Here is a 17,539-nt window from a genome sequence, read left to right as displayed (position 1 = left end):
GTCAGTTCTCGTCGTCGCCCGGCTGTTGCCCGTAGCTCTCGAACCGCTCTTCGACGGTCGCCATCTGCTCGTCCGAGAGGACGTGCGGCTCGCCGACCGCCGACGACCGGAGGTAGAGCCGACAGATGTCCTCGACGTGGCGGGTGTTCTCGACGGCCGTCTCGACGTCCGGCCCGGTGACGACGAGCCCGTGATTGGCGAGGATCGCGGCGTCGGCGTCCGCCTCGCCCATCGCGGCCACGACGTTCGCGGCGAGTTCTTCGGTGCCGTACGGCGCGTAGTCGGCCAGCGGGACCTCCCGGCCCACGGCGGCGATCATGTAGTGAATCGGGGGGAGTTTCTGGTGGAGCGTCGCCATCGTGGTCGCCCACGGCGAGTGGGTGTGGACGATCGCGCCCGGCCGGTCGTGTTTATAAATACCCGTGTGCATCGGCACCTCGCTCGACGGCGCCATCCGCCCGGCGAGCCGTTCGCCGTCCAGCGAGACGACCGGCACGTCGGTCGCGTCGAAGGAGTCGTACGGGACGCCGGTGGGAGTCACGGCGACATGATCACCATCGCGGACGCTCAGGTTCCCGGTCCGGCCGGGCGTCAGGTCCGCGAGCGCCGGCGCGTACGCCACCACGGCCTCGCGGGCGTCGCGGAGGAGGTCCGGATCGGCGGGCGACGCGTCGTCGCGGGTCACGCCGCCACCTCCGTCAGCTCGGCGAACGCGTCGAGCCGGTAGTCCGGCTGCTGGTGGTCCGGGAGGTCCTCGCGGGCCGGCGTCTCGCCGTCGGCGACGAACAGCGCGGTGTCCATCCCGACCGCGTTCGCCCCGGCCACGTCGGCGTCGGCGTTGTCCCCGACCATGAGCGCCTCGCTCGGCCGGCGGTCGAACGCCGCGAGCGCGGTCGTGAAGGGGAGCGCGCTCGGCTTCTCTCTGCCCACCGCCTCGGAGGTGACAAGCCGGTCGATCCGGTCGTCGATCGCGAGCCGCGAGAGCTTCTGCAGCTGGACGCGCGTGGTGAGGTTGGTCACGACGGCGACTTCGACGCCCGCCGCGGCGAGTGAGTCGAAGACGCGCTCGACGCCGTCACAGAGCGACATCTCGCTCGCGTACCCCTCCCAGTAGGCGTCGCCGATCGCCAGCGCGTCGGCAGCGTCGTGTTCGTCGGCGTGACGCTCCAGTGCGCGCGAAAAGTAGATGTGGCGGCTGTGAGACGCGGCGGTCCCGCGCACCTCTCGTTTTGCCTCTCGTCGTGCGGTCGCGTACAGCTCGTCGAACGCCTCGCGGTCCATCTCGTACCCTCGCTCGCGGAACGCTTCGAGCGCGGCCCGCTTGCCCGCCTCGTTGCAGGGGGCGTACGGGTACAGGGTGTTATCGAGGTCAAAGCACACCGCCTCGTAGCTCATACGCGTCCTCGGTCGGGCCGCGACTTAAGCGTGATTCGACGGCTCCGGCGGCGTCTCGAACCGCTACTGTTCGTTCATCGCCTCGCTGGCGATGTTGCGGCCGCGGGAGTTGAGCGCCACCTCGCGGCGCACGCGCACCTCCTCGACCACTTCGAGTTCGACGAGCCGTTCGAACGTCTCCTCGACGGCGTCGACGTCCATCCCGAGGAACGACGGGATCTCGAACGGCGAGACCCCGGAGTACAGCGCCATCAACACCTCCCTGTCGCGGCTGGAGAGGTCGACGTTCGTCGACGAGCGCTCCTCTCCCTTCCGGAGCCACGCCTCGACGAACCGCATCCGGTTGGGGTCGCCGGCGAGGTGGGTCTCGATGCTCGTCCCCTCGTCGTCGGTGTGTGAGACCTCGATCACCGGCTTCTTGTCGCCGTTGACGGTGCGTTTCGCGGCGTCGAGCCCGCTGATGTCGTCGAGGTCGAACTTCACGAACGCGCCGCTTTCGAGGGCGGCGTTGAGCCCGTTCTCGTCGATCTTCACCCGCGCTTGCTCCCACTGGGTCTCCTGGACGACGCCGCCCTCGATCGCGGGGTGTTTCGCGGTCACGGTCCGCTGGTCGAGCAGCGCCCGGTAGACGTTGAGTTCGAACGACTCGTGGTCCGAGGCGGCCACGAGCAGCACCTGATCGCCGAGGTCGAAGCTGACGTAGTTCGACACGCGCGCGACCGACTGGTTGGCGTCGTGCCGCCCCCCGAGCCCTTGGAGCTTCGAGAGCGGAACCGTGCGCTTCCCGTCGTTGCCGGCCAGTATCAGCCGGCGGTTCGACAGGAGCACGCGGCCCGGCGTCCACGAGACGTCGCTCACCTTCCGCCCGTCGCGGACGGCGACCGCGAACCGCGCCTGCGTGTCGGCGACCTTGTACTCGCCGCTTCCGCCCGACATTTAGGGTCCCCCCGCCCGGAGCTTCGAAACCGCCGAGAACACCCGCTTCCGGACCGCGGAGCTGTCGTCGTCGGTGAACTCCTCTAAGCGATTGAGCGTCTCCTGGCCGCCGATCTGCCCGAGGACGAACACCGCCTTCGCGCGGGCGTCTTCGGGGTGTTCGGTGCCGAGTCGGTCTAACAGTCGGTCCTCGACTATCGGCCCGCCGAGGCTCTTGAGGCTGGTGGCCGCGAACTGTGCGGCCTGCGGATCCTCGTCGGCGAGCGCGTCGGCGAGCGCCTCGACGGCGAGCGCCGAGTCCGGCTCGGCGACCCGACCGAGGATCCACGCCGCGTTCCGGCGCTGGCGGTTCTGTTGGCCGTCGGTGAGGATCTCGACGAGCGGTTCGACGACGGTCTCGTCGTCGGCCTGTTTCAGCTCGGAGACGACCCGGTCGCGGACCGCGTGGCTCTGCTGGGTCGGGACGTTCGAGAGCAGTTCGATGATCGAGTACACCGCGGCGTTGCGCACCACCGCGCTCTCGTCGCCGAGCGCGCGGGCCAGCGGCTCGACCGGTTCCGGGTTGTTCGCCTTCCCGAGCGCGCCGGCGGCGATTCGCCGGAGCGACTCGTCGCTCTCTTCGAGCAGGCCGAGCAGCGGCGCGAGCGCCTGATCGGTGCCGACGTTCGCGAGGGCGTTGGCGGCCGACCGGCGGACCTTCAACTCGCCGTCGCTTTCGAGCCGCTCCGACAGTCCGGGCACCGCTCGCGGGTCGGCGAAGGTCCCGCAGGCCTGACACGCGCGGAGCCTGACGCGAGGGTCCTCGTCGGTCAGCGCCTCGATGAGGTGTTGGAGGCCGCTCGCGTCGTCGAGCCGCCCGAGCGCCTTGGCGGCGGCCATCCGGAGCTCCGGGCGGTCGGCCTGCAGCGCGCGGGCGAACTTCCGGGCGGTGACCCACTCGGCCTCCGACTGGCTCGTGCCCGTGAGCTCGGAGAGCAGCTGTTCGAGCGCGCCCTCGCCGACTTCGTCGAGGGCGTCGACCGCGGCCCCGCGGACCTCCGGGTCGTCGTCGCTGGTCGCAGCGCGCAAGAGCACGTCGATGGACGCCTGGTCGCTCGGGTCGGCGACCTCGCCGAGGAACTCGGCGCCGCGCTTCCGGACCGCGGGGCTGTCGCTGCCCATGGCGTCCCTGAGACGCTCGGCGTTCCCGTCTCGGGCGTGCTGGTACAGCGACATCAGACCCTCCGAAACACCCGCCGCCGCTTGTCTATCGGCTCGTATCTGTCCGAGCGGTCCGGGGGGACGCTCTCGGTCATCCCGAGGACGAGGACGCCGTCCTCGACGAGCGACGCCTCCAGCGTGTCGAAAAGCGCCCCCTTGTGGTCGACGTCGATGTAGATCAACAGGTTCCGACACAGCACCACGTCGAAGGGGTCGCGCGCGCCGTCCCGGATCAGGTCGTGCGTCTCGAAGGTCACGAGCCGCTGGACCGCCGGCCGGACCTGAAAGGTGTCCTCGTTGCGCTCCACGTAGCGGTCGGGGTCCGAGAGCGGCGCCAACTCCTCGGCGATGTCGGTCGTCCGAGTGGTGTGGTACGTGCCGGTTCGGGCGCTGTCGAGCGCCTCCTCGCTGATGTCCGAGCCGAGCACCTCGACGCGCGACTCGTCGATCTCGGGGTCGTCACAGGCCAGCATCGCGACGGAGTACGGCTCCCGACCGTCAGCCGACGGCGCCGACCAGACGCGGACTCGGCGCTGCTCGCTCGTTCGCTCGCGGAGCACGTCGCGGAGCACGTCCCACATCTCCGGGTTCCGGAAGAACTCCGTCACGTTGATCGTGAGCGCGTCCATCAGCGCCTCGCGCTCGTCGCTGTCCTCCCGGAGCAGGCGCTCGTACTCGGCGTGCGACTCGGTGTCGCGCCGCCGCATCCGAGCGGTGATCCGCCGGTCGAGGTACGACTCGTTGTAGTACCCCGGTTCGAACGGGACGGTGTCGTCGATCTGTCTGAGGACTCCCTCGAACGGGGTCTCGCTCTCGCCGCTCATAGGCTCACCACGTCGAGGACGGCAACGACGTCGCCGTCGCCGAGGACCGCCGTGCCGCTGAGCCCCGGCGTCCCCGACAACGGCCCGTCGAGCGGTTTCACGACGACCTCCTCCTGATCGAGTACGGCGTCGCAGTGGAGCGCGACCTGTCGCGTCTCCTCGCGGATCCGCACGAGCATCCCGTCGTCGGTCACGCCGCCGTCGGTGGTAGCCGACGCGGAAGCCGTCTCGGGGTCGCCCTCGCCGACCGCCGTCTCGTCGCTTCCGGCCCCCGCCTCCGCGACGGCGGCGCCCGCGTTCTCCAGCCGGTCTTCCAGCCGGATCACGGGGTAGAGATCCTCCTCGTGGCGGACGATCTCGTCGCCGTGGACCTCCTCGATGCCGTCCGCGCGGGCGACCTCGGCGATCGACTTGATCGGGATCCCGTACTCCGTCCCGCCCACGTCGACGAACATCACCTTCACGATGGCGACGGTGACGGGGAGCCGGAACCGGACCGTCGTCCCCTCGCCGGGGTCGCTCTCGACCGAGACGGAGCCGTCGAGGTCGCGGGCCGTCGTTCGGACCACGTCCATGCCGACGCCGCGCCCGGAGACGTCCGTCACCTCCTCCGCGGTGGAGAAGCCGGGGTGGAACACGAGGTCGTACACCTCGTCGTCCTCCATGGCCTCGACCGCCTCTCGGGTCTTGACGCCCTCGTCGACGGCCTTCTCGCGCAGTTGGTCGGGGTCGAGCCCGCCGCCGTCGTCCGCGACCTCGATGATCACGTGGTCGCGCTCGCGCTCGGCGGTGAGCCTGACGTGCCCGGTCGGCTCCTTCCCGGCGGCCTCGCGCGCTTCCGGCGACTCGATACCGTGGTCGACCGCGTTCCGCAGGACGTGGACGAGCGGGTCGCGCATCTCCGTGAGGATGGTGCGGTCGAGCTCCACGTCGTCGCCCTCGATGTCGAAGTCGATCCGCTTGTCGAGGTCCCGCGAGATGTCGCGAACGAGCCGCGGGAACGAGTCGGACACCTGCGAGAACGGGATGAGCCGCATGTCCATCGCGGTGTCCTGCAGGCTGGACGCGAGCTTGTCGAGTTCGTCCAACGCGTCCGACTGGGCGTTCAACTCCTCGAGCTCGCGTCGGAGCTTGATCCGACTCGTCACCAGCTGCTCGACGAGCCCGTACAGCTCGTCGACCTGATCGACGTCGACCCGGATCGATTTGATCTCGTCGCCGGACTTGGAGTCGGAGCCGGACTTGGGGTCGGAGCCGGTGTCGGACGCGCTGTCGTCCTCCTCTGTGGTCTCTGCCGCCGGTTCGTCGGTGTCGTCGTCTTCGGTATCGTCGGCGCCGGCGTCCTCGTCGGCTGCCGTCTCGCCCGCCTCGCTCGATGCCTCGACCGGCTCGGCCGATGCGTCCGTTTCGCCCGTCTCGGCCGATGCGTCCGTTTCGCCCGTCTCGGCCGGTGCGTCCGCCTCGCCGTCGGCGAACGCCGTCGCGATCGACTCGACCTGCGTGAGCGCGCCGAGCCCCTCCGCGACGACGTCGGGGTCGGAGTCGGCGACGAACACGTCGAACCCCTCGTCGTACTCCCCGTCTTCCAGCGACTCGGCGTCGGGAACGGTCACGTACCCGTCGAACTGCCCGTCGAGCGCCTGTAACACGAGCGCGGCGTCGACGCCCGCCATCGAACTCTCGCCGATCGTCACGTCGGCGTAGACGACCGGGGCGTCGAGGGACGCCGCTGCGTCCGGGAGATCGGTGACGGAAACGGCATCCTGTTCCTCCTCGGCTTCGCTTTCGTCGTCGTCGTTAGCGCCGTCGGAGTCGTCCAGTTCCCCGTCGTCGACCTCGCCGTCCGCGTCAGCGCCGTCGTCGGTACCGCCGCCGACGGTTCCGTGCTCCTCCATCTCGCGGAGACGGCCTTCGAGGTCCGAGGGGTCAGTCGAGATCTCGCCGGTGTCGGCTATCTCCGACACCATCGCCTCGACAGTGTCGACCCCCTCGAAGAGCAGGTCCATCAGCTCCGGCGTCACCTCGCGCTCGCCCTGTCGGACCGCGTCGAGCAAGTCTTCGAGGGCGTGTCCGAAGTCGGAGACGTCCTCGTACCCCATCGCCGCGGCGTTTCCTTTTAAGGTGTGTGCGACCCGGAACACGTCGTCCATCGCCTCGCTGTCCTCGGGGTCGGCTTCGAGGGCGAGGAGGGCGTTGTTCAGGTCCGTGATCCCGTCTTCGGCCTCGGCGACGAACGCGGCGCGGTGGGAGTCCATCAGGCCTCACCCCCGACGATCGCGGTGGCCACGTCGTCGAGATCGCACACGGTGCCGACACCGCCCGTCTCGACCGCGCGTTTCGGCATCCCGTAGATGACGCAGGTGTCCTCGCTCTGTGCGATGGTCCGCGCTCCCGCGTCGGCCATCGCGCGGATTCCGTCGGAGGCGTCGGCCCCCATCCCGGTCAACACGACGCCGACGAGCGGGCCGTCGACGACCTCGGCCGCCGACCGCATCGTCACGTCCGCGGCCGGCGTCACCGACTGCGAGTCGTCGTCGACGAGTTTGATCCGGAGCCGTCCCGCTCGGTAGCTGTCGATCCGCGTGTGGCTCCCGCCGCGGGCGACGAGCGCCTCGCCGGAGCCGATCCGGGCGCCGTCGCTCGCCTCGCGCACGTCGTACGCCGATGCTTCGTCCAGCCGGTCGGCGAACCGCGAGGTGAACGCTTCGGGCATATGTTGGACGATGACGATCCGACAGTCGGTCATCGGCAGCGCCGACATGACTCGTTCCACCGCGTTCGGCCCCCCGGTCGAGGCGGCGATGACGACCGTCAGCGGGCCGTCGACCTCGGAGGTCGCGGGGGACGCGGTGCCCGTCGACGCCGCCGACGCGGTCGTTTCCGGGCCCTTCCCGGCCGCCCGTTCGCGCCGGTCGCGGGTCGCCGCGGCGAGGTCGGCGTCGGCGACCGACCGGACGGCCTCGACGAGCCGGTCCGACTCGCGCGAGACGCCGGCCGAGACCTCGCCGCCGGGTTTCGAGAAGAAGTCGACGGCGCCGCGTTCGAGCGCCTCGAAGGTCACCTCGGCGCCCTCGGCGGTGTGCGCCGAGAGCATCAACACCGGCGTCGGGGTCTCGTCCATCAGCCGCTCGACGGCCTCTAATCCCCCCATGCCTGGCATTTCGACGTCCATCGTCACGACGTCCGGACGCGTCTCGTCTATCACCGACAGCGCCTCGGCGCCGTCCCCCGCCTCTCCGACGACCGCGACCCCCGCGTCGGTCAAGAGGTCGGAGATCAACCCTCGCATGAACGGCGAGTCGTCGACGACGACGACCCGCAACGCGTCGTCGCGACCACCGCGCCGGTCCGTCGTCCTGCTCATGTCCGAAAACGCGCCCAGACTCAGCATAAATGCACGGACCCGGTAATCACGGCTGATAATTCAGGGGACACGGTTATTGGCACCGTCACTGCAGTTGCTTCCATGGCAGCCATGGAAACGGAGGCCGAACCGACGAAGGTACTGGAGTTCGGGCTGGGCGACGGGACGTACTGTTTAGACATCGGCGTCATCGACGAGATCGTCGACGCCGGCGAGCTCACCCGTATCCCCAACTCCCCCGACCACGTCGAGGGCGTCATGGATCTGCGGGGTCGCACGACGACGATCGTCGACCCGAAGACGCTCTTCTCCATCGACGAGGAGGGGCCCCGCGAGCGAATCGTCGTGTTCGACGACGCCGAGATCGACGAGGGCGGCACCGTCGGCTGGATGGTCGACGAGGTGTTCCAGGTCCGCGACGTCGCGCCGGAAGACGTCGACCAGACGACGACCGTCAACGACGAGGGCGTCAACGGGATCGTCAAATCCGACGACCGGTTCGTGGTCTGGGTCTCCCCGGACGTCGACGACATCGACGACATCGAGGACCTCGACGCCGACCTCGGCGACGAGGGCGACGACGCGTAACTTGGTCGATCCGTCGCCGGTCCACCGCGGCGCTCCAGCCGGGCAGCCACGTCTCACTTCCGCTCTCTCGCCATTCCCCGAATCCCACTCTCTCGCTATCCCCCGAAACGGTTCTCAGCCGTGAGAACCGGGCGGCAAGGCTTATTGGGCGACCAACATTTTCTAGCCGTATGCGCGCCTCAAGCGGCGTCCCTGGGTTTGACGATCTCGTCGACGGCGGGTTCCCGGAGCATCGCCTCTACGTTGTGAGCGGTCCGCCGGGCAGCGGCAAAACGACGTTCTGTTCTCAGTTCGCCGCGGAGGGCGCCCGCAACGGCGAAGACGTGCTGTACATCAGCATGCACGAGACGAAGGAGGGGATCCGGCGCGACATGGGCGAGTACGACTTCGGGTTCGACCGGGCGCTCGACACCGACCGCGTCACCTTCCTCGATTCGTTCTCGTCCGACGGGCGCCGGTTCTTCGGGTTACCGGGCGAGCGACGGGACCACTCGGGCGTGACGAACCGGCTCACCGGCTTCATCAACTCTCGGGACATCGACCGCGTCGTCTTCGACTCGACGATGCTGTTGCGGTTCCTCCTCGACGACGACGAGGACACGATGATCCAGCTGCTCTCCTCGTTGAAGCGGACCGACGCGACCACGCTGCTCATCTCCGAGATGACCGATCCGAGCGCCTACTCGGAGGAACACTACCTCGCGCACGGCGTCGTCTTCATGCACAACTACCTCGAAGACGAGGGTATGACCCGCGGGATTCAGGTGTTGAAGATGCGCGGGACCGACGTCAACACGGACATTCAAGACGTCGAGTTCACCGACGGCGGGCTCCGAGTCGGCTCGGCCGCGACGGTGAGACAGTGATGTACGACCGAACGTTCGGCACGGAGTGGGACGACCTCACCCGCAAGGAGGCGGTCGACCGGGCGTTCGCGCTCGGCGTCGCCGACGGGGTGGGAAGCAGCCGCCCGACCGAACTGGAGCGGGTCTTGGACGCCTTCGAGAACGCCTACGACCGAAGCCTGATCGAACTCGCGTACGACGAGGGACGAACCGAGGCGCTCGAAGCCGCCGCGTCGGCCGACGCCGACAGCGCCGAGGAGGTCTGGAAGACGCTGGTCGACGGCGCCGGCTCGCCGCGCGGGGCGCCCATCTCGGCCGCGCTCCCCGGCGCGATAACAGAACTGACACTCACGCGACGGCCCCGCGAAGGCCCGCCGTCGTCGCTCGACTTCCCGTCGATGCTCCGGAAGTGATTCCTCGGAAGGGTTTTACCGTAAACCCACTCAACTCACACAAATGAGTATGCTTCCCGACGCTGTCCGTGACGCCGACAGCGTGCTCGTCACCGGGCCGCCGATGAGCGGGAAGTACGACCTGTTCAACCGCCTGCTCGCCGAGTGGTCGACGGCGCCGGTCATCATCTCCACCGGCCGCACCGCGGAGAAGGTCCGCGACGACTACGAGGCGATCACCGGCCGCGCCGGCGAGGACGCGGTCGTCGTCGACTGCGTGACACACGAGCAGGGCGACAAGCGCGACGACACGCCGACGACCAAGTACGTCGCCAGCGCGGGCAACCTCACCGACATCGGCATCAAGTTCACCGACATCGTCGAGTCGTCCGCCGGGCGCGACCGCGCCGTCGGCATCTACTCGCTCTCGCAGCTCCTGATGTACTGGGAGCCCGAACGCATCTACCGGTTCACCCGCGTGATGACCTCACAGACCTCCGGCGTCGGGTGGCCGTTCGTCGGCGTGGTCAACTCGACCGCTCACGACGAGCAGGTGGTCCACACGCTTCACGAGCCGTTCGACGTCATCGCCGAGACGCGCGTCGAAGGCGACGGCCGGGAGTTCCGCGTTCGCGGGCGGGTCGGCCAGCCCTCCGACTGGATCTCTTTTTAAGTAATCGTCCGGGTCGCCGGCTCACCCGACGAGTTCGAACTCGGCGCCGAGCGGCGGGCCGTCCTGGATGCCCCAGTAGACGAACCGGTACGTTCCGGAGCCGAGCGGCGGACACACGGTCAACTCCCGGTCGGGGACTGCCGACGCGATGGCCGCCTCTTCGAGGTCGATGGACCAGATGAACGCTCTCCCGGCGTCGAACGACTCCTCGGCGCTCGGGAGAGAGACGGCCTCGCCCGTGGGCGACCCTCGCACGTCGAGCCACCCCTCGCCCGTCCGGCGCTGGAACGAGTAGGCGTGTTTGCCGAGGATGGTCGCCGCCTCGTCGCCGGTGTTCCGGAGGACGAGCCGCATCGACTGGCCGTACGTCTCGGCGTTCCCCTCCGTCGCCAGTTCGAACCGCGTCCCCGCGGCGTCGACGACCGTCCCCTCGACCGGCTCCTCGAACGGCGGGGTGAGCCGGACGAACGCCTCGTCCTCGCAGGTCAGCGTCGCCGGGACGCCCTCCGGTCCCTGCGGCCCGTCACCCGCAGCGAAGTCGAGGCAGCCGGCGACGCCGACCGCGCCGGCGGCGCTGAGGGTCGCCGCGCTCGTCGTCAACAGATCGCGTCGCGTGCGCTCCATGCGACCCGTTGGGTCGCGCCGGGCTTGAACCGCACGCGTCGGCGCGGACCGTGACAGCGCGTCGCGCGCCCACCCCGGTCCGGAACCGCTTTCCCGTCGGCCGGCGGATGGCTGCGCATGGAGCTGTTCGGATCCAGCGGCATTCGCGGGGTCGCGCTCCGGTATCTCACGCCGGAACTCGTCCTCGAAATCGCGAAGGCCGCCGGAACGACCTGGGACGCCGACCGGGTCGCCGTCGCCCGAGACACTCGCACCACCGGCGAGCTGTTCGCCAACGCCGCCGCGAGCGGGCTCGCCGCGGTCGGCTGCGACGTCGACCGGCTCGGCGTGGTCCCCACGCCGGCGGTCGGCAACTACTGTGAGGCGACCAGCGTCCCGTGCGTGCTCGTCACCGCCTCGCACAACCCGCCGGAGTTCAACGGGATCAAACTCGTCGGCGCCGACGGCGTGGAACTGTCGACCGACGTGCTCGAACGCATCGAGCGGCGGGTCCTCGACGACGAGTACGACCACGCGAACTGGCAGAACGCGGGCGCGACGACCCGGATCGACGGCGCCGTCGACGACTACGTCGAGCAGCTGATCGACGCGGTCGACGCCGAATCGATCGCCGACGCCGACCTCACCGTGGCGGTCGACCCCGGCCACGGGGCCGCGTCGGTCTCGTCGCCGCGGATCTACCGCGAACTGGGCTGTGAGGTGGTGACCGTGAACGCGACGCCGGACGGCCACTTCCCCGGCCGCAACTCGGAGCCGGTCCCGGAGAACCTCGAAGCCCTGCGGCGGCTCGTCGCGACCACCGACGCGGACGTGGGGATCGCTCACGACGGCGACGCCGACCGGGCGGTGTTCGTCGACGAGACCGGCTCGTTCGTCGACGGCGACACCACGTTCGCGGCGATGGCTGACGCCTGTCTCTCGCCCGGCGACGCCGTCGTCAGCGCGGTGAACGTCTCACAGCGGCTCGTCGATATCTGCGACGCCAACGACGCCGACCTGGAACTGACGCCCATCGGCGCGACGAACATCATCACGCGGACCCGCGAACTCCACGAGGAGGGCGTCAACGTCCCCATCGCCGGCGAGGGGAACGGCGGGGTGTTCTTCCCGCCGTACCGGCTCTCGCGGGACGGCGCGTACATCGGCGCGCGCTTCCTCGAACTGCTCGCGGCGGCCGACGGCCCCGTCAGCGAGGCGGTCGCGCCCTACGCCGACTACCACTTCGTGCGGCGGAACGTCGAGTACGGGAGCGAGGACGAGCGCGACGACATGCTGTCGGCCGCGCGCGCCTACGTCGAGACCGCGGACGCGGCGCCGAACACCACGGACGGGTACCGGCTCGACTACGGGGACGCGTGGGTGCTCGTGCGGCCGTCCGGCACGGAGCCGAAGATCCGGATCTACGCCGAGTCCGCGGACGCCGACCGGGCCGAACAGCTCGCGACGGACATGTACGTCGCCGTCGAGAGCGGCCGATAAAGAGCACCGAAGCCGCCCGCTCGCCCTACTCCGGGGCGACGATTGCGGCCCGCTCGGCCGGGTGCTTCGCCCACCGTACCGCGGCCGCGTCGTCGTTGAACGGCTCGGTCTCGATACCCTCGATGTCGATCGTCTGTTCGAGGTAGCGCCGCTTGGGTCGCTCTGCGACCACCGCGAACCGCGAGACGCCGCGCTCTGCGGCCCCCCGCGCGGCGAGTCTGAGCGTCCGGCGAGCGGCGTCGGAGCAGGTGCGCGCCGTCCGCACGACGAGCACGACCGCCTCGACCCGTGGCTCGGCGATCAGCGTCCGCCAGCGGTCGAGCAGCGTGTCGCCGTCCGACGGCGAGAGCCGCGTCCCGTGCGGGAACTCGACGACGACCACGCCGTCGTCGACTCGGATCGTCCATCGTTCGCTCGGCTCCATGCTACTCCGTCGCATCCGTCCGCAAATAAGCACACGCATTTAAATATCAGGAGTGATACTCGGGGCGGCATCCGCAAACGAGATAATTACGGGTTTAAAATAGACTATACGGGCTCTTGTCGCCTCTCGCCACGTTCAATCCGCGAACGCCCTGAGCCGGTATCAGAATCTGTAACGTGTCTGAAACTGCAGAGCTCGACTACTCGTCGCTCCGGTCCGACTCGCTCGCCGCCCCGCCGGGCTTCGTCGCTCGCGCGTCTCCCGTCACCGCGTCGACCACCGCCCTCGCGAGCGCCTCGAAGTCGGCGTCGTCGGGCACCACGTCGACAGCGAGGCCGCTGTCGGCCGCCGTCTCCGCGGTCGGCGGACCGATCGCCCCGACGACCGCGTCGTTGAGACCGGCCACCGCCGCCTCGCGGACCCCGCGCTCGGCCGCGGCGTCGAGGAAGTGCGTCACCGTGAGCGACGAGGTGAACGCGGCGGCGTCGAGGGCGCCGGCGGCCGCCAGTTCCGCCGACTCGCCGGCCGTCTCCGGGCGCGTGAGCCGGTACAGCACCGTTTCGTGGACGTCCGCGCCGGCCTCCCGAAGCCCGTCTAAGAGCACGTCGCTCCCGTGGTCCGAGCGGGCCACCTCGACCCGGTCGCCGTCGACCCTCGCTTCGAGCGCCGCCACCAGCCCGGCCGAGGTGTACTCGTCGGGCACCACGTCGACCGCCCATCCCGCCTCGCGGGCCGCGGCGGCGGTGGACGGGCCGATGGCGACCAGCGTCGCGTCGCCCGGCGTCCACCCCGCCTCGGCCGCGAGCTCGACGCCCGTCTTGCTCGTGAAGACGACGTAGGGCGCCGCTTCGGGGACCGCTCCCGTCGACTCGACGGCGAGCATCGGGTCGGCGACCGGTTCGGCGCCGAGCGAGTCGAGGAGGCTCGTCGCGTCCGCGATCCGCTCGTCGTCGGGGCGGAAGGCGGCGACGCGGGGAGTGTCGCCGGCGCCGTCGCCCGCGCCGTCGGGCTCGTCGGTCACGGGGTCTCACCCCGCTCGGCGTCGTTTCCGAGGAACTCGGCGACCCGCTCGCGCGTCGCGGCCACGTCGCCGATCACGGTGATCGCGGGGGGTTCGATCTCCGCCTCGTCGCGCACGTCGACGATGGTGTCGAGGGTGCCGGTCGCGACGCGCATGTCGGGCCACGTCGCGCGCTCGACCAGCGCCACGGGGGTGTCGCCCGCGAGGCCGGCCTCGCGGAGTTCCGCGGTGTACGCCGGGAGTTTGCCGACGCCCATCAGCACGACGATGGTGCCGCCGGTCGCGGCGAGCGCGTCCCAGTCGACCGCCGACTCCTCTTTCGTCGGGTCCTCGTGGCCCGTGACGAACGAGACGGAGGACGCGTGATCGCGGTGGGTGACCGGGATTCCGGCGACTGCGGGGCCCGCGATAGCGGAGGTGACGCCGGGAACGATCTCGAAGGGGATCCCCGCCTCGGCGAGGTGTTCGGCCTCCTCGCCGCCGCGCCCGAAGACGAACGGGTCGCCGCCCTTGAGCCGGACGACCGAGTTCCCCTCGCGTGCCAGTTCGACGAGCCGCCGGTTCGTGTACTCCTGAGGCGTCCACTCGCCGCCCGCGCGTTTGCCCACGTCCTCGCGCTTCGCCTCCGGGATCCGTCCGAGTATCTCCGGGCCCGGAAGCTTGTCGTGGAGGACCACGTCCGCCGACTCGATCAGCTCGGCGGCTCGAACCGTCAGCAGGTCCGGGTCGCCGGGTCCGGAGCCGACGAGGTAGACGGTGCCGACCGCGTCGCCCGCGTCATCCCCCTCACGCATCGACCTCGGCCTCCTCGCGCGCGGCCTCGATCAGGTCGGCGGCGCCGCGGTCGGCCAAGTCCGCCGCGAACTCCTCGGCGGCCTTCGCGTGCGACCGGATCGGCAGATCGCGGGTGTCCGCCACCTCCTCGGTGCCGTCGGTCGAGAGCACGCGAACGCGGGTGTGGACGTGTTCGCCCTGGACGAGCGCCGAGACGCCGATCGGGGCGACACAGCCCCCGTTGAGTTCGCCGAGGATCGTGCGCTCGACGGTGACGGCGACGCGGGTCCGCGGGTGGTCGATGGCCGAGTGGACCGCCTCGACCACGTCCGGGTCGGTCGCGGTGACGGCGATGGCGCCCTGCCCGGCCGCCGGGACGAACTCCTCGCGCGGGAGGCGGGTCGTCTCCACGTCGTAGAACAGCTCCGAGCGCCGGAGGCCGGCCTCGGCGAGGACGATGGCGTCGTACTCCGTCTCGACCTTTCGTTCCATGGCCGATCGTTCGAGATCGGAGAGCGAGTCGAACCACTCCTCGACGGTGCGGTCGAACTCCTCGTCGACCTCGCTTTCCGCGTCGTCCGCGTCGTCTTCACCGTCCTCGCCGGCGTCGTCTCCGCCGTCCTCGTCGTCGCTGAGCGCGTCCCAGTTCGGCTCGTCGGCCTCGCCGCCCTCGTTTTCCCCGTCGTCGCCGCCCTTCGCTGCCGTCGCCGCGCTCGCTTCGCCCGACGCGATCAGCCGCCGCTCGTGTTCCGCCTGCAGTCGGGGCGCGAGCAGTTTCTCGATCCGGGTGTCGACGTTGCCGCGGAGCGGTTCGACGACCAGGTCCGGGCGCGCGGCCTTGATCTGGGCGGTCCGGCGGAGCGAGCCGGTTCCGACCACGGAGCCGGCCGGGAGGTCAGCGATCCCGAGGCCGTCGGGGTTGACGACCACGTCGCCGGAGGGGGCGCGCTCGGGGACGCCGGCGATCACCATGTCGGCTATCCCCTCGGTGGGTACGTCCTTCAGCGAGTGGACGGCCAGATCCGCGTCGCCGTCGCGGACCTCCTCGTCGAGCGCGTGGACGAACGCCCCCGTCTTGCCGAGGCGGTGGATCAGCTCGTCGGGGATCTGGTCGCCGCGGGTCTCGACGCGTCGAAGTTCGACGTCGCGTCGGCGGCTCGACAGGGCGTCGCGGACGGTTCCGGCCTGTCGGAGGGCCAGATCCGACCCGCGCGTGGCGAGCCTGAGGGTATCGGTCATACCCGAACTCGGGCCCCCGCGTTCAAAAGCGCACTAGTTCGGGCGTCGGGCCGGGAGGCGGGCGGACGGGAGCGTTCCGGGGCGATCGCTTATAAATGAACCGCGGTGGCGCGTGCCGGCGAGCGGCCGACGGGCCGCGAGTCGCACGCGCGAGGGCGTCGCGAACGAAGTGAGCGACGAGGCTGGGGAGGCGCGAGGTTGCGGAGGCGTGAGACTGGGGAGGATTGAGACTGGGGAGGCGCGAGAAGGCGCGAGGTTGAGGAGATGTGAGGCCGAGACGGCGCGCGGCTGCAGAGAACGACCCAGAGCGTTGCGGCGGCCTCCGCGCGCTCTATTTAAAAGCCGACCCGCGTCCGAGTCACCCGCAACACCCGCCGGACCGAAGGTGTGTTAGTGTTCGGGACCCAATCACGGACAATGGGAGTTCAGGAGCAGTACCCGTTCGACGTGGAGGCGCTCCGGGCCGATTTCCCGATCCTCGATCGGTCGGTCGGCGGCGATCCGGAGTCACCCGGCGAGGGCCCGAGCGACGACACGCCGCTCGTCTACCTCGACAACGCGGCGACCTCACAGACGCCGGACCCCGTCGTCGACACCATCTCCGACTACTACCGGAGTTACAACGCCAACGTCCACCGCGGGATCCACCAGTTGAGCCAGGAGGCCTCCGTGGCCTACGAGGAGGCACACGACACCGTCGCCGACTTCATCGGCGCCGCGGGCCGCGAGGAAGTCATCTTCACGAAGAACACGACCGAGGCGATGAACCTCGTCGCCTACGCGTGGGGGCTCGAAGAGCTCGGGCCGGGCGACAACGTCGTCCTCTCGCAGATGGAACACCACGCGTCGCTGGTGACGTGGCAGCAGATCGGCAAACGCACCGGCGCCGACGTGCGCTTCATCGACGTCACCGACGAGGGGCGGCTCGACATGGACCACGCCGCGAGCCTCATCGACGACGACACGCAGATGGTGTCGGTCGTCCACGTCTCGAACACGCTGGGCACGATCAACCCCCTCTCGGAACTGGCCGACCTCGCACACGACCACGACGCGTACGTCTTCGCCGACGGCGCGCAGTCGGTGCCGACTCGCCCGGTCGACGTAGAGGACCTCGGGGTCGACTTCCTCGCCTTCTCGGCACACAAGATGTGCGGTCCCACGGGCATCGGCGCGCTGTACGGTCGCGAGGAGATCCTCGACGACATGCAGCCGTACCTCTACGGCGGCGACATGATCCGGCGCGTCTCCTTCGAGGACTCCACGTGGGAGGACCTCCCGTGGAAGTTCGAGGCCGGGACGCCGTCGATCGCACAGGGGATCGCCTTTGCGGCCGCGATCGAGTACCTCGACGAGATCGGGATGGCGAACGTCCAGGCCCACGAGGACCTCCTCGTCGAGTACGCCTACGACGAGCTCTCGGCGATGGACGGCGTGGAGATATACGGCCCGCCGGGCGACGACCGCGGCGGGCTCGTCGCGTTCAACGTCGAGGGCGTCCACGCCCACGACCTGTCCAGTATCCTCAACGACTACGGCGTCGCGATCCGCGCCGGCGACCACTGCACGCAGCCGCTCCACGACGAACTCGGCGTCGCGGCCTCGGCGCGCGCCTCCTTCTATCTGTACAACACCATCGAAGAGGTCGACGCGCTCACCGAGGCCGTCGGCGCGGCGCGTGACCTGTTCGCCTGACGGCGCCTCGCGAGCCGCCCCCACCACTGTGGGGGGCGTTCGCTCACCCTCCGACCGGCATCGACG

At 69.9% G+C, this 17,539-nt stretch carries 18 protein-coding genes; 6 read left to right on the top strand and 12 right to left on the bottom strand.

Translation table 11 applies throughout. The features are described 5' to 3' along the window. Position 1: 1 nt before the first annotated feature. From DOS48_RS25420 to cheB, 7 genes are all read right to left on the bottom strand, one after another. Positions 2 to 685 (bottom strand): class II aldolase/adducin family protein, encoded by a 684-nt coding sequence (locus DOS48_RS25420; protein WP_127118388.1) that lies wholly within the window; start codon positions 683 to 685, stop codon positions 2 to 4. Further along, entirely contained in the window at positions 682 to 1,395 is a 714-nt protein-coding gene (locus tag DOS48_RS25415; protein ID WP_127118387.1) for an HAD family hydrolase, read from the bottom strand. Before DOS48_RS25415 ends, DOS48_RS25420 begins: the two co-directional genes overlap by 4 nt. 63 nt (positions 1,396 to 1,458) lie before the next feature. Beyond that, positions 1,459 to 2,331 (bottom strand): CheF family chemotaxis protein, encoded by an 873-nt coding sequence (locus DOS48_RS25410; RefSeq protein WP_127118386.1) that lies wholly within the window; start codon positions 2,329 to 2,331, stop codon positions 1,459 to 1,461. Beyond that, positions 2,332 to 3,546, bottom strand: a complete 1,215-nt coding sequence (locus tag DOS48_RS25405) for a HEAT repeat domain-containing protein (RefSeq protein ID WP_127118385.1) — start codon at positions 3,544 to 3,546, stop codon at positions 2,332 to 2,334. After that, complete coding sequence (locus tag DOS48_RS25400; RefSeq protein WP_127118384.1) at positions 3,546 to 4,355, bottom strand: protein-glutamate O-methyltransferase CheR; 810 nt, start codon at positions 4,353 to 4,355, stop codon at positions 3,546 to 3,548. The genes DOS48_RS25405 and DOS48_RS25400 overlap by 1 nt, the downstream gene beginning before the upstream one ends. Then, complete coding sequence (locus tag DOS48_RS25395) at positions 4,352 to 6,610, bottom strand: chemotaxis protein CheA (protein WP_127118383.1); 2,259 nt, start codon at positions 6,608 to 6,610, stop codon at positions 4,352 to 4,354. Before DOS48_RS25395 ends, DOS48_RS25400 begins: the two co-directional genes overlap by 4 nt. Next, a complete protein-coding gene (cheB, locus tag DOS48_RS25390) occupies positions 6,610 to 7,719 on the bottom strand; it encodes a chemotaxis-specific protein-glutamate methyltransferase CheB (RefSeq protein WP_193309276.1) in 1,110 nt (369 codons plus the stop codon). The genes DOS48_RS25395 and cheB overlap by 1 nt, the downstream gene beginning before the upstream one ends. Positions 7,720 to 7,821: 102 nt before the next feature. On the opposite strand from cheB, the gene DOS48_RS25385 reads away from it, so the two are divergent. The 4 genes from DOS48_RS25385 (at position 7,822) to DOS48_RS25370 (ending at position 10,217) form a co-directional block, all read left to right on the top strand. Beyond that, positions 7,822 to 8,307, top strand: a complete 486-nt coding sequence (locus DOS48_RS25385) for a chemotaxis protein CheW (RefSeq protein WP_127118381.1) — start codon at positions 7,822 to 7,824, stop codon at positions 8,305 to 8,307. 170 nt (positions 8,308 to 8,477) lie between these two features. Further along, positions 8,478 to 9,173: an RAD55 family ATPase gene (locus DOS48_RS25380; RefSeq protein ID WP_127118380.1), complete on the top strand. Its 696-nt coding sequence runs from the start codon at positions 8,478 to 8,480 to the stop codon at positions 9,171 to 9,173. Then, complete coding sequence (locus DOS48_RS25375; protein ID WP_127118379.1) at positions 9,173 to 9,565, top strand: hypothetical protein; 393 nt, start codon at positions 9,173 to 9,175, stop codon at positions 9,563 to 9,565. The genes DOS48_RS25380 and DOS48_RS25375 overlap by 1 nt, the downstream gene beginning before the upstream one ends. A gap of 43 nt (positions 9,566 to 9,608) precedes the next feature. Continuing rightward, positions 9,609 to 10,217 carry a hypothetical protein gene (locus tag DOS48_RS25370; RefSeq protein WP_127118378.1) on the top strand — a complete coding sequence of 203 codons (609 nt, stop codon included), beginning with the start codon at positions 9,609 to 9,611 and terminating at the stop codon, positions 10,215 to 10,217. Positions 10,218 to 10,238: 21 nt separating this feature from the next. Here DOS48_RS25370 and DOS48_RS25365 read toward each other — a convergent pair whose 3' ends face one another. Further along, complete coding sequence (locus DOS48_RS25365) at positions 10,239 to 10,841, bottom strand: hypothetical protein (protein ID WP_127118377.1); 603 nt, start codon at positions 10,839 to 10,841, stop codon at positions 10,239 to 10,241. A 117-nt stretch (positions 10,842 to 10,958) separates the two neighbouring features. Here DOS48_RS25365 and glmM point away from each other — a divergent pair, with 117 nt between their 5' ends. Then, entirely contained in the window at positions 10,959 to 12,320 is a 1,362-nt protein-coding gene (gene glmM, locus DOS48_RS25360; protein WP_127118376.1) for a phosphoglucosamine mutase, read from the top strand. A gap of 25 nt (positions 12,321 to 12,345) precedes the next feature. Here glmM and DOS48_RS25355 read toward each other — a convergent pair whose 3' ends face one another. The 4 genes from DOS48_RS25355 to hemC all read right to left on the bottom strand — a co-directional run bounded on the left by DOS48_RS25355 (position 12,346) and on the right by hemC (position 15,778). Next, complete coding sequence (locus tag DOS48_RS25355) at positions 12,346 to 12,744, bottom strand: hypothetical protein (RefSeq protein ID WP_127118902.1); 399 nt, start codon at positions 12,742 to 12,744, stop codon at positions 12,346 to 12,348. A 199-nt stretch (positions 12,745 to 12,943) separates the two neighbouring features. Next, on the bottom strand, positions 12,944 to 13,765 hold the full coding sequence (locus tag DOS48_RS25350; protein WP_127118375.1) for a uroporphyrinogen-III synthase: 822 nt from the start codon (positions 13,763 to 13,765) through the stop codon (positions 12,944 to 12,946). Then, positions 13,762 to 14,559, bottom strand: coding sequence for a uroporphyrinogen-III C-methyltransferase (gene cobA, locus DOS48_RS25345; protein ID WP_127118374.1), 798 nt, complete (start codon positions 14,557 to 14,559; stop codon positions 13,762 to 13,764). Before cobA ends, DOS48_RS25350 begins: the two co-directional genes overlap by 4 nt. Beyond that, complete coding sequence (gene hemC, locus DOS48_RS25340) at positions 14,552 to 15,778, bottom strand: hydroxymethylbilane synthase (RefSeq protein WP_127118373.1); 1,227 nt, start codon at positions 15,776 to 15,778, stop codon at positions 14,552 to 14,554. The genes cobA and hemC overlap by 8 nt, the downstream gene beginning before the upstream one ends. A gap of 417 nt (positions 15,779 to 16,195) precedes the next feature. Between hemC and DOS48_RS25335 the strand changes: the two genes are divergently transcribed. Beyond that, the gene (locus DOS48_RS25335; RefSeq protein ID WP_127118372.1) at positions 16,196 to 17,473 is read left to right on the top strand and encodes an aminotransferase class V-fold PLP-dependent enzyme; all 1,278 of its coding nucleotides are present in this window, start codon (positions 16,196 to 16,198) and stop codon (positions 17,471 to 17,473) included. Positions 17,474 to 17,539 lie beyond the last annotated feature (66 nt).

Source organism: Halorubrum sp. PV6 (genome assembly GCF_003990725.2).
Taxonomy (GTDB): Archaea; Halobacteriota; Halobacteria; order Halobacteriales; family Haloferacaceae; genus Halorubrum.
The sequence above is the reverse complement of the archived record's forward strand: the minus strand, read 5'-3'. Positions and strand labels throughout refer to the sequence as shown.